Raw genomic sequence first — 12,746 nt, 5'->3', positions numbered from 1 at the left:
TCACCGCACCAGATCCGGTCGGCTGATCCGCAGCAACCGCAACGCGATCTGGACCTCCAGCAGGCGGTCCGGGTCCCGCCACGACTCGCCCAGCAACTGCCCGATCCGGGACAGGCGCTGGGCGATCGTGTTGGCGTGCAGGTGCAGCTCCTGCGCCGTGGTGGACATGTTCTGGCCGCTCGCGCAGAACGCGGCGAGCGTGCGCACCAGCTCCGCGCCGCGCGTCTCGTCGTAGTCGATCAGGCAGCCGAGCACGGAGTCCACGAACGAGCCCAGGTCGCGCCTGCTCCCGAAGAGCACACCGACCGCGCCCAGGTCCGCCGCGTCGGCCCCTTCCCCGGCGCGGCCCAGCGCCAGCATGGCCTGCGCGCAGTCCGCCGCCTCCCGGTAGGCCTCGGCGACCCGGTCGATGCCCTCCACCGCCGCGCCACCCGCGGTCACCGGCCGCGACGCCGTCGACAGCTCACGGCTCACCGCCCGCGCCTGCCGGCCCGGTTCGGCGCCCGGCAGCAACAGCACCACCTCGTCCTTGCGGCAGGTCGCCAGACCACCGCCCCGCCGCGCCAGCGCCGCCGCCGCGGCGTGGTAGCGGTCGCGCCCGCCCCCGCACGTCCGGGCCACCACGACGACGTGCCGCCCGTCGAGGTCCACGCCCAGCAACGCGGCACGGTGGCGCAGCAGGTCGTCCGGGCGCGGCGACGGGGACAGCAGGTCCTCCAGCAGCTCGCCGCGCACCTGCGCCTCGGTCTCGGCCATGCGCTGCCGGGTCACCAGCACCAGCGAGGCCACCAACGCCGTCGCCTCCAGGGTGCGCCGGTCGATGTCGCCCACCGCGGACGCGCCCAGCAGCACCATCGTGCCCAGGTAGTCCGACTCGGTGATCATCGGCACCGCGCACGTCGTGTCCCCCACCACCGTGCAGCCCGCCTCGCGCGCGGCCCGCGCCACCGCGCCCAGGTCGATCCCCTCCCCCGCGGCGTCGTCACCCGCCCGGGTCACCACCACGCCGTCCCGGCTCACCAGCACCACGCCGCCCACCCCGACCGAGTGCGCCGCGGCCTGGACCACGTCCTCGACCCCCTTGCCGGCCACCACCAGCCGGGTGAGCCGTTCGTGCACCGCCGTGCTGCGCTCCAGGTCCTCGGCATGGGAGCGGATGGTCGCGTTGGCCACCCGCAACTCGTCCGCCGCCGCCCGCGCCTCGCCCAGCAACCGGCTGTTGTCGATCGCCACGGCGGCGTGCGCGGCCAACATGGACAACGCGTTGACGTCCCGACCGCTGAACGTGCGCTGCTCCCGGTGCGCGGCCAACAGCACACCGATCACGTGCCGACCGAGCACGACCGGCACCCCGAGCAACGACACCATCTTCTCCGCGCGCACCGTGCGGTCGATCTCGTCGGTGTGGATGATCGACTTGTCCTCGTGGTAGGACAGCACGCTGTAGGGCGCGCCGGTGCGGGCCACCATCCCCCCGACCCCGGCCCCGCTGGGCAACCGCAACTCCCGCAACCGGCCGGAGATGTTGCCCGACGCGGCCTTGATGTAGCTGTCGCCGCGGTCGGTGTCGCTGAGGCTGATGTAGGCGAGGTCGCAGTCCAGCAGGCGGCGGGCGCGGTCGGAGATGGCCTGCAGGATCGCGTCCAGGTCGTGCAGGGCGGCCAGGTCGTGGGCGGTGTCGTTGAGCAACTGCAACTCGGCCTGGTGCCGCCGGTGCCCGATCAGGATCTCCCGGACCCGCAACGCCAACGCCCGCTCCCGCTCCAACTCCGCGAGCCGCCCGGGCGACGCACCGGCCGCCCGCGCCCGAGCCAGCGGTTCGTCGAAATCCCCGACCGAGGTGTCCGAGGCCAACAGCAACTCCAGGAACGAAGCGATAGCCACCGTCACCCCGCCCTCTCCACACTGTGACCGCGCCCCGCGGGTGGTCGGCCTGATGTGTGCCGTCCAGACACATTGCACTGTCCTCAGCAGCCGTCCGCAACTCTCAACTCACGCACGAACCCGCATGCGGTGCCGTCACCACAGGATGCGCCGCGACTATGTCCGGCCACCACATAGCGCACGCGCTGATTGCGCCAACACCTCGGCCACCGACGCCAGTGCCAGCGCCGCGCCGACCACCGGCCGGTCTCCTACAAAGCCTCCTGCCATCGCCGTAGACCCTCCCGGGTCGAGTGGGTGTTCGGGTGGTGCGGGCCCATGACGCGGAGGTGGTCGTGGAGGAGGACTTCGAGTTCGGCGACCGCCCGTGTCGGGTCGGCGGTCTTGCCCGCGAGGTAGGCGCGAGGATGCGGCGGGTGGTGAGGGTGCCCAGGTGGTCCCGGCCCAGGACCCGCAGTCGATCCTCCAGCAGGTCGCGGAACGCCGTCGCCGCGGCGTCGGGCTCGCCACGTTCGCCGAGCCAGTGCGCGATCTCGTGCCGCAACACGAAGATGTCCTCGTGCTCCTCGGGCAACTGCCGGCGCGCCGCGACCAGGAGGCTCTCGTAGTACTGGTGCGCCGCCGCGGTCTGGCCGCAGGAGCCGAGGCTGGTGCCGGCCCGGACCAGGACGGGGTGCATCCGTGGCGTCCACAGCGCCTCGGGAACCGATGCGCGTAGTGCCGCCGCGTTCGCCCGCAGCACGTGCGAGAGGGTCGTGTCCCGCTCCACGTCCGGCCAGAATTGGACCAGAGCGTCGCCGACCACGCGCGCCAGGCGATGGACCCTGCCCGCCAGTCGGTCACGGACGGTGCGCTGCACCAGCGCGTGCACGCGGATTTCGCTGTGCGTCGCGGAGCGCGTGTGACTGAGCAGGCTCAGCCTGGCGAGGTTGGAGATGGCGTCCTGGATGTCGTCGTGATCGACCTCGGTGTAGACGGTGCCGGAGAGACGGCCCGACGCCGCCGGCGTGGCCAGCAGTCCTAGCGGGATGCCGTTGGAGTCCAGCAGGGCGAGCACGTCCAGTGCCGCAGCGGCGGCGCCGGCCGGGTGGAGGCGGTCGGCGTGCTCGATCGACAGGGACCAGGTCGCCGCCAGCGTGCGCCGGTACTGGTCGGGCACCGCGTGCGGCTCGGGGAGCAGCGACACCAACGTGCGCCGCCGGTCCGACCACCTGGTGAGGTAGTCCCGGCACGTGAGGTGCCGGTCGAGTTGGTAGGCGGCCGCCTGGGCCGGCGCCAACAGCAGGTGGCCGAGCGCGGCGGCCAGCTCCGGGGCGCCGTCCGACCGGTCGGGCCCGAGCTTGGCGTCGAGGTAGGCCACCGACTCCGAGGCGGTGAACAGGCCGACTTCCACCAGCCGACGTCCCTGGCCGCGCAGGGCCGCGTCACGCCGGCGTGTGGTGACGACCACCCGGCCCCCCGGGTTGTGCGGCGGCCACAGGTCGTCCATGTCGGCCGGCGTCTGGAGGTCGTCCAGGACGATCAGCCACCGGGCGCCAGTGGTCGCCAACCAATCGAGGAACCTGCGCGCACCGCGCACGGGATCACGGTCCTCGACGCCGACCAGGTCGGCCGCCAGCCGGGCGAAGTCCCCGACGACCGCTTGCCAAGACCACGCGGTGACCCACACGAGCAGGTCGACCGTGCCCGAGTCCCAGGCGCGGTTGGCGTAATCGGCGGCCAGCTGGGTCTTGCCCACTCCACCGAGCCCGTTCAGCACCGCCACGCGCGACGAAGCCCGACCCGGTTCGGGTGACGCCCCGCCCACATCGTCGAGAGCCGCTTCGAACCGTGCCGACACCGAACGCGCCTGAAACCCGTCCGCGCGCGGCGGGACCGGCCCCGAGCGGTGCGGCAGCCGGAGGATCGACTGGTGGTTGTGCACGTGAACACCGCCGTGGACGACGCCGGCCTGCACGACATCGCCGGTCACGCTGCCATCGATGGAACGAACACCGGCCTGCACGCACCGGTGCGCTCGCGGCCCGACGCTAAGGAGTTCCGCGAACGGTCTCGGGCGAGCGGTGGACGGCCAGCAGGGCGATGTCGTCCGCCGCCGCGTGGTCGCCGACGAGTTCGGCCATGACCCGCACGCACGCCGTCTCCGCCGACGTGGCGGTCACGGAGCGGCGCAGCAGGTCCACGCCCTCGTCCAAGTCCTTGTCCCGACGCTCGACCAGACCGTCGGTGTAGAGCACGACCAGCGCCCCCCGCGGCAGGTCCACCGCGGTGGTGTGGCGGCCCGACGTGGCCAGGTTGAAGCCGATCGGAGGATCGACGACGGCGTCGACCAGGACGGTGTCCCGGCCCGGTGACGCCACGACCGGCAGCGGGTGACCCGCCACCGACACGGCCATGCGGGCGGTCGCGGTGTCGATGACCGCGTAGGCCACCGTCACCATCGTGTTGTGCTCGAAGTAGGTGGCCTTGCGGTCCAGCTTGCCCAACACCTCCGCCGGGTCCTCGTACTCCAGCGCGTAGGCGCGCAACGCGCTGCGCAGGCGTCCCATCACCACCGCCGCCGCCAGCCCGTGGCCGACCACGTCCCCGATCACCAGGCCGATGCGCCCGCCGGGCAGTTCGAACACGTCGTACCAGTCGCCGCCGACACCGCTGCCCGCGCCCGGCACGTACCGGGCGGCCAGGTCCCAGCCGCGCGGCCGGGGCAGGCGTCCCGGCAGCAGGCTGTCCTGCAACAACTCCGCGGCGTCCCGCTCGGCCCGCGACCGGTGCGCGTGCACGCCCACCGCGAGCCGGTCCGCGATCAGCCGCAGCAGGTCCACGTCCTCGTCGGTGAACCGCCGGTCGACCAGCGACCCGACGTGCACCACGCCCACGAGGTCGCCGCCCGCCACCATCGGCACGCCCAGCATCGCCCGCAGGCCCCGCCGCCACAGCAGCGGGTTGACCACCGTGGACTCGTCCACGTGCGAGATCCGCACCGGCTCCCGGCGCTGCGCCACCCGCCCGGCGAACCCGGACCCGACCGGCACCCGCACCCCCTGGAAGACCTCTTCCTCCAGCCCGCGGGTCGCGCGCGCCACCAACTGGTCGCCGCCGGGGTCGGTCAACAGCACGGTCACGGTGTCCACCGACAGCAGCTCACGCGCCCGCCCGAGCAGCACCTCGAACAGCTTGTCCAGGTCCAACTCGCGCAGGGCGCTGTCGGTGATCGCCTCCAACACGCGAAGCCGGGTTTCCGAAAAGTCCTCTGCGGCCATGGGCCGCCTCCGTCCCGTCCCGACCTGCGCGCCCGAGCGGCCGGCACAGGGGTGAGCGCGAGCCCTGCCGGCCAGTGCCGAGCGGACGCTCCCCACGCTGACCATACCCCCGGGAGGTGCTTTTCCCGCAGATCGGCAGGGCTGGGGGTGTCCGCGCCGACGGTTACGAAGGTCTGGACCAGTCCGTGCGGTGGTGGGCGTTGGCCCGCGCAACGTTCCCGACCGCCACCCGGCCACCGGGGTCGATCACCGTCCGCGACTCCGCCGCGGGCGGTCGCCACCACCCCGACCTCGGGCACGCGCACGGGTGTTCGACCTGTTTCAGCACGAAACCGCCGTGACCGTCCGGCACGGGTTGCATCCACGTCATCGTGCCTGTGTCGCCACAGACCTCGCAGTCGGGTTCCGACTCCACCCGAGCAGCGTCACACCCACCTCGGCACCCGGCATGACGAGTCACCCGAAAGAACCAGTTCGGCTCTGCTAGGAAGGCCCACGTCGCTCCGGCGCGGAGAGTGACCACCTTCACGCCCGCGTAGACCTCCCGGCCGCGCGCCGCGACCGGAGCGTGTGCGGATGGCAACTGAGCGTGTATGTTCCCCGGCTGGTCACGTAGTCGCGTCTCATTCGGGGGCACTTGGTGGGATCGGACAGCAAGCCGCCCGGCTTACCGGGGCAGCCGGATCCCGTGTGGCCCGCCGCGAGCGTGGCCAGGGTGCGGCTCGCGACCCTGTGGTTCTGCTGGCTCGGCGGCATCGCCTTCATCGCGCAACTGCTCTTCGCCGGCTCGCCGCTCGGGTGGGTCGCCGCGGCACTGGCCGCGGCGACGCTCACGACGTGGTTGGTCCGCCCCGACCACGACGGCTGGACCGGCGCGGCGGTCGAGGCGCTCTGCGTCGGAACCGCCTGCCAGGTGCTGGACTCCGTCCAGCCGACGGTCGGTTTCCTGTTCGCGGTCACCATCCGCCGGTCGCTCGTCGGCGGCGGGGACGAGGCGCTGCCGGTCAAGGCGGTCGGCGCGGTGGCGGGCTACCTCGTCGGCTCCGCCGTCGCCGTCGTCGGCGCGACGGGCGCCTGGCGCGACGGGCTCACGGTGGAGGGCGCCATGCCGGCGCTGCTGCCGTTGATCGGGTTGGTCGTCGCGGCCACGGCCCTGCACCAGACCGCGCGGGCCGCCCGGCTGGCGCAGGAGGCGTTGCTGCGCGCCGACGAGTCCGGGCGGATGGTGCACGCCGTGCTGCGGGCGGGTCCGGTCGGCATCGCCGTGCTCGACGGTGACGGCGTCGCGGCGATGTGCAACGAACGAGCCGAACGCCTCCTCGCCCCGCACGGCGGCAGGGTCCCGTGCGAGCACGAACCCGACATCACCACGTGCGCGCGCGGCTGCGCCAAGCCGTCCGGGAGACCGGTCGAGGTGCACCTCGGCACGCAGGTCCTCGCCCTGCACACCGCCGCCGTGCCGCTGTCCGACGGCGACCACCTGGTGGTCGCGGCCGTCGACATCACCGACCAACGCACCCTCCAGGACCAGTTGCGCCTGCGGTCCGAACGCGACGAGCTCACCGGGCTGATCTCCCGCAGCCACTTCCTGGAACTGCTCGACCGCGAGCTGACCCGGCCCGAGCCCGTGGCCCTGCTGGTGGTGGACCTCGACGGGTTCAAGGAGGTCAACGACCGGGGCGGGCACGCGGTGGGCGACGCGCACCTGCGCACCGCCGCCGACCGCATCCGCACCGCCGCCGGCACGGGCACGGTTGCCCGCCTCGGCGGCGACGAGTTCGCCATCCTGGTGGCACACCACGACGCCGACGCGGTGACCCTGGCACACGCGGTGCTCCACGCCCTGACCGACGCGGCCACCGGCGACCCGATGCACGCCAGCATCGGCATCGCCACCTCCGCACCGGCCGCCGAAGCCGGGGAAACCCTGCTCCGCGACGCCGACATCGCCATGTACGCCGCCAAACGCGACGGCGGCAACCGGGTGCGCGTGTTCGACCGGCGACTCGGCGACCAGGTCCGGGCCCGCCAACAAGCCGAGGACGACCTGCGCGCGGCACTGGGCACCGACCAGTTCGTCGTGCACTACCAGCCGATCGTCGCCCTCGACGACCAGCGGGTCACCGGAGCCGAAGCGCTGGCGCGCTGGCAGCGCCCCGGCCACGGCCTCACCTCGCCGCAGGAGTTCATCCCCCTGGCGGAGGAGACCGGGATGATCGTCCCGCTCGGGCGGCACGTCCTGTCCTCGGCGTGCTCGCGGGCCGCCGGGTGGCAGTCCGCCGGACGCCCGCTCGGGGTGACCGTCAACGTCTCCACCCGGCAACTGGCCGACACCGGGTTCGCCGCCGACGTGACGACGCTGCTCGCCTCGACCGGTCTGGACCCGCACCTGCTCACCATCGAGGTCACCGAATCGGTGTGGGCCGACGAGGCCGCCATGCGCGTGCTGACCGGCATCCGCGAGACCGGGGTCCGGGTCGCGCTCGACGACTTCGGCACCGGCTACTCCTCGCTGAGCTACCTGCAGCGCTACCCGTTCGACGTGATCAAGATCGACAAGTCGTTCACGTGGTCGCTGGACGACCCCCGCACCGGCGGCGTGGTCCGGTGCATCATCGACCTGGCGGGCGCGTTCGGCGCCACCACCGTCGCCGAGGGCGTCGAGACCGTCGAGCAGGCCGACTGGCTGCGGGCCGCCGGGTGCGGCTACGCGCAGGGCTTCCTCTACGGCCGGCCCTCCGCCGTCCAGGACGAGTGGACCGCGACCGGCACCCGGCCGTGACGGCCGAACGGCTCGGGTGGCGGTGTGTCGAGCACTCCGACCGACGTTCGGGTTACGGTCCGGCGGCGTTCGTGCGATGCTGGCGCCGGCCCCGGGGCACGGCCGAGTACGCGGCCGGGGGCGGGTTCGGGGTGTCCGATCGGCCCCTGAGTCAGGAGCGTGATGTGATGCGGAGGTGAGCGCCACCGAGGTGCCGCGTTCCGCAGCCCGGTCGCAGGCGCTGGACCTGGCCGCGCGGCCGGAGATGGCCGAGGTGCGGCGATGGGTGCGCGCGGCGGCGCCGGAAGTGGCCGGGGACCCCCTGGAAGACCTGCTGCTGGTGGTCACCGAGCTGGTCACCAACGCCTACGACCACAGCCCGCGACCGCGCCGGCTGCGCCTGTCGGTGCTGCCCGAGCGGGTGCGCGTGGAGGTCGAGGACTCGTCGGGCGACCCGCCGGTGGTCGGCCGGTCGCGCATCTCCGACTCCCGCGGCCGCGGGCTGGTCCTCGTCGCCGCCCTGTCCGCCGACTGGGGCCACACCGCCCACGGCGACGGCAAGACCGTGTGGGCCGACGTCGTCCACGGTCCCGCCTGACCCGCGGCGGTCAGCGCGACGCGGGGTCCAGCACGGCCGCGACCGCCCGGTCGAGGTCCGGGCACACCGCGAGCGCCTTGTCCAGCTCGGTGACCTGGACGGTCTTGAGCACCGCGCCGTGCGCGGCCACCACCGCGAAGCCGGCTCCGCGCCGCCCGGTGACCCGCCGGGCCCGCACGAGCAGCGTGATCCCCGCCGAGCCGAAGAACGTCACCCCGGTCAGGTCCAGCACCAGCCCGACCGGGACCCGTTCCGCCTCGGCCAGCACCACGGCGAGCACGTCGTCGCTCGTGCCGGCGTCGAGCTCGCCGACGACCTGGACCACGGTCACACCGGCCACCGGACCGTCCTGCACCGAAGCGGTCGGGAAGGCGACAGGCTCGTCCGGCATCCGGTGGCACCTTCCGCGTGATCGGCCGGTTGCTCGTCGGTCCACCTTAAAGGGCCGCGACCGCGCGGTCAGCCCGCCAACAGCACGGCGGTCGCGGCGTCGTCGACCGAATCCCGCAGCGTGACCACCCGGTCCAGCTCGGTCAGCTCCAGCGGGTGCAGGACCGCCCGCTGCCCGGCCACCACCACCACGGGGGTGCCCGCGCGCCGCGCCCGGAGCATCGTCTCCACCAGCAGCTGCAGGCCGTCGGAGCCGAGGAAGGCCACACCGGTCAGGTCCAGCACCAGCCCGCGCGGCCCACGGTCGAGCTCGCCGAACACCCGGTCGCGGATCGACTCGATGGTGTGGGCGTCGACCTCACCGCTCACGACGACGACCGGCACACCCCGGTGCAGCGTGACGGTGGCGCTCGCGATGGTGTCGACCATGGGAACACCTCTCCTAGGCGGTGCGGTGGTGCCGGCCGGAGACCGGCGAATCTACGTCGCCCCCGTCCGACCGGCAACGGCCACTCCGCGTCGGTTCACCTGATCGGGCGAGGGACGCCGGACGGTCGCGGGCGCTGACTGCTCAACGCGGGCCGCGACCGGTCCGGACGGGCTTGCCCGCAGCGGACCGCCCTACCGACGAGACCGTCGCGCACACGGCCGCACCCGGATATGTGCGTATCGGCTCGTGCACGTTCCGTGTTACCACCCGTTGGGGTCACGTGCGACAGGCTCACCTCTGCTTGCGAGCCCGGCGAACCGGGTAGTTGACTTCGATCAGTTCCGGTGTGGAGGTGGTAGGGGTATGCGGGCGGGTGGGCACCCGGAGCGGTGGCGCGCGGGAGTGCTGGAGACCGGTGGCGAGATGGGGGCGTTGGTCTCGTCGTTCGACTGGGCGGCGAGTCCGCTGGGACCGGTCGAGACGTGGCCGCAGAGCCTGCGCACGGCGGTCGGGGTCTGCCTGACCTCGCGGTTCCCGATCCTGCTGTGGTGGGGACCCGAGCTGGTGATGATCTACAACGACGCCTACCGGCCCATCCTGGGCGCGTCGAAGCACCCGCGGGCCCTGGGCGCGCCGGGCAAGGACGTCTGGCCGGAGATCTGGGACGTCATCGGCCCGATGCTCGACGGCGTGCTGGCCGGCCGCGGCGCCACCTGGTCGGATGACCAGCTGCTGTTGTTGGACCGCAACGGTTTCACCGAGGAGTGCTACTTCACCTTCTCCTACAGCCCCATCGTGGACGAGTCCGGCTCCACCGGCGGCGTGTTCTGCGCGGTCACCGAGACCACCGAGAAGATCGTCGGCGAGCGGCGGCTGCGCACCCTGGGCGCGTTGGCCGCCGACCTGGTGGACGCGCCCAGCGCCGAGGACGCGTGCCGGCGCACCGCCCACGTCCTGGCGTCCAACGCCGAGGACATCCGGTTCGCCGAAGTCCACCTCGCCGACGCCACCGGCCGGCCGGTGGCCCGGACCGGGGACTGCCCGGACGAGGCGTGGCCGGTGGCCGAGGCGCTGCGCACCGGGCGGAGCACGGCCGTGTTCGCCGACCCGGACGCCACGTCCGGACCGGCCGCGGCCTACGTCGTGCCGGTGGTCGAGCCCGGCCGGTCCACGCCCAGCGCCGTGCTGGTGGTCGGCACGAGCGACCGCAGGCCGTTCGACGCGGGCTACCGGTCCTTCCTGGACCTGGTCGCGGGGCACCTGGGCACCGGCATCGGCGGCGCGCGCGGCCTGGAGGCCGAACGCCGCCGCGCCCGCGCGCTGGCCGAGCTGGACGCGGCCAAGACGACGTTCTTCTCCGACATCAGCCACGAGCTGCGCACGCCGCTGACCCTGATCGCCGGCCCCGTGCAGGACGCGTTGACCGACCCCGTGCACCCGCTGCCCGACGCGCACCGCGAACGCCTGCGGCTCGTGGCCCGCAACGCAGGCCGGCTGCGGCGGCTGGTCAACGGGATGCTCGACTTCGCCCGCATCGAAGCCGGCCGGCTGAGCCCCGAGCGCACGGCCCTCGACCTGGCGAGCGCCACCCGCGCCATCGCCCTGACCTTCGCCGAGGCCATGCGGCACGCCGGGCTGCGACTGCACGTGGACACCCCCGCGCTGCCCCGCCCGGCCCACATCGACCCGGACATGTGGGACCGGATCGTGCTCAACCTGCTCTCCAACGCCCTGAAGTACACCCTGCGCGGTGACGTGCGCGTCGAGCTGCGCGACACCGGCGACGGCGCGCGACTGCGGGTGGCCGACACCGGCATCGGCATCCCCGCCGACGAACTGCCGCGGCTGTTCGAACGGTTCCACCGGGTCCGCGGCGCGCACGGACGCTCCCACGAGGGCAGCGGCATCGGGCTCGCCCTGGTCGCCGAACTCGTGCGGCTGCTCGACGGCACCATCACCGTCGAGTCCACCCCCGGCTCCGGGTCGGTGTTCACCGTCCACGTCCCCTACGGCGAGGCCGGCCCGGCGAGCGCGCCCCGCGCGAGGTCCACCGACCCCGCCCCCTACCTGGACGAAGCCCTCTCCTGGACCACCGACCCCCGCCCGACGCCCGCCACCACCGGCGGACGCGACCGGCTGCTGGTCGTGGAGGACAACCACGACCTGCGCGACTACCTGCTGGGCCTGCTCGACGGGCACTACGACGTCGAACTCGCCGAGGACGGCGCCGACGCGCTGGACCGCGTCCGCCGCGCCAGACCGGACCTGGTGCTCGCCGACGTCATGATGCCCCGGCTGGACGGGTTCGGGCTGCTCGCCGCGATCCGGACCGACCCGGCGCTGCGCGACCTACCCGTCGTCCTGCTCTCGGCCCGCGCCGGTGAGGAGGCCGCCGCCGAGGGCTTCGCCGCCGGCGCGGACGACTACCTGGTCAAGCCGTTCTCCGCCGCCGACCTGCTCACCCGGTTGCGGGCCAACCTGGAACGCGCCCGTGCCCGTTCCCGCGACGTCGCGTGGCGCGCCGCCGTGGTGCGCTCGTTGCACGACGGCGTGTTCGTCGCCGACGCGACCGGCACGCTCGTCGAGGTCAACGACGCGTTCGAGCGCATCACCGGCCTGACCCGGAAGGACCCCTCCCCCGTGCCGGAGGTGACCGACGACGAGCGCGAACTGCTCGTCCGGCACCGCGACGGCCACGACGTGTGGCTCACGGTCACCACCACGGTCGTCGCCGACCACCGCGACGAGCCGCTCGTCGTCGGCATGGTCCGCGACATCACCCGCGACCGCGACCACCGCTCCCGCCGCGCCGCCGCCACCCGCCTCGCCGCGGCCCTGAACACCCCGCTGCCCCTGGCCGAGGTCTACGCCACCAGCGTCCACGGCTTCAGCGAGACCTTCGGCGGGACCGTCCTGATCGCCGACGGCCGCCAATGGCCACCGGCCACCGTCGTCACCGAGGTCGGCTCCGCCGCCTGGGCCCGCCTGCCCGAACGCACCCGGCGGGACTGGGCCGCCGGCCGCCGGCAGCCCCAGGACCGCCCCGACGTGCTGCCCGGCCTGCACATCGCCGTCCCGGCGGGCAGCGTGTGGGTCCAGTTCCCCGCTCCCCGCACCGTCTCCGCCGACGAACACCTCCTGGCCGCCGTCCTGGCCGACGCGTTGGCCGCCGCCCTCGACCGCGCCCGACAAGACCACCAGCGCACCCTCACCGAGGACCAGCTGCGCACCGCCGTCGCCAGCCACCGCCTGGTCGGCCAGGCCGTCGGCATCCTGATGGAACGCCACGGCCTCACCGCCTCCACCGCCTTCGACCGCCTGCGCACCGCCTCCCAACACCGCAACGTCAAACTCCGCGACGTCGCCGAACACGTCGTCCACACCGGCGAGAACCCCTGACCGGCACGCTTGTCATCGGGATCT

The 12,746-nt window shown here is 73.6% G+C and carries 8 protein-coding genes; 3 read left to right on the top strand and 5 right to left on the bottom strand.

What is annotated here, in order from left to right; translation table 11 throughout:
• From AB0A74_RS00335 to AB0A74_RS00325, 3 genes are all read right to left on the bottom strand, one after another.
• A complete protein-coding gene (locus AB0A74_RS00335) occupies positions 1–1,890 on the bottom strand; it encodes a GAF domain-containing protein (protein ID WP_358246702.1) in 1,890 nt (629 codons plus the stop codon).
• A 97-nt stretch (positions 1,891–1,987) separates the two neighbouring features.
• Positions 1,988–3,856, bottom strand: coding sequence for an NB-ARC domain-containing protein (locus AB0A74_RS00330; protein ID WP_358246701.1), 1,869 nt, complete (start codon positions 3,854–3,856; stop codon positions 1,988–1,990).
• A 58-nt stretch (positions 3,857–3,914) separates the two neighbouring features.
• Positions 3,915–5,144: a GAF domain-containing SpoIIE family protein phosphatase gene (locus tag AB0A74_RS00325; protein WP_358246700.1), complete on the bottom strand. Its 1,230-nt coding sequence runs from the start codon at positions 5,142–5,144 to the stop codon at positions 3,915–3,917.
• Positions 5,145–5,859: 715 nt separating this feature from the next.
• Between AB0A74_RS00325 and AB0A74_RS00320 the strand changes: the two genes are divergently transcribed.
• Positions 5,860–7,926, top strand: coding sequence for an EAL domain-containing protein (locus AB0A74_RS00320; protein ID WP_358246699.1), 2,067 nt, complete (start codon positions 5,860–5,862; stop codon positions 7,924–7,926).
• Between the two features lie 175 nt (positions 7,927–8,101).
• The gene (locus tag AB0A74_RS00315; RefSeq protein ID WP_358246698.1) at positions 8,102–8,503 is read left to right on the top strand and encodes an ATP-binding protein; all 402 of its coding nucleotides are present in this window, start codon (positions 8,102–8,104) and stop codon (positions 8,501–8,503) included.
• Positions 8,504–8,513: 10 nt separating this feature from the next.
• Here the strand turns inward: AB0A74_RS00315 and AB0A74_RS00310 are convergent, their stop codons facing one another.
• Positions 8,514–8,894, bottom strand: coding sequence for an STAS domain-containing protein (locus AB0A74_RS00310; protein ID WP_358246697.1), 381 nt, complete (start codon positions 8,892–8,894; stop codon positions 8,514–8,516).
• Between the two features lie 68 nt (positions 8,895–8,962).
• Positions 8,963–9,322: an STAS domain-containing protein gene (locus AB0A74_RS00305; protein ID WP_358246696.1), complete on the bottom strand. Its 360-nt coding sequence runs from the start codon at positions 9,320–9,322 to the stop codon at positions 8,963–8,965.
• 364 nt (positions 9,323–9,686) lie between these two features.
• Here AB0A74_RS00305 and AB0A74_RS00300 point away from each other — a divergent pair, with 364 nt between their 5' ends.
• Complete coding sequence (locus AB0A74_RS00300; protein ID WP_358246695.1) at positions 9,687–12,722, top strand: ATP-binding protein; 3,036 nt, start codon at positions 9,687–9,689, stop codon at positions 12,720–12,722.
• The last annotated feature ends 24 nt before the right edge of the window (positions 12,723–12,746 follow it).

It is taken from the genome of Saccharothrix sp. NPDC042600, assembly GCF_040647305.1.
Classification (GTDB): Bacteria; Actinomycetota; Actinomycetes; order Mycobacteriales; family Pseudonocardiaceae; genus Actinosynnema; species Actinosynnema mutabilis.
This window is presented reverse-complemented; position numbering and strand designations above follow the sequence as displayed.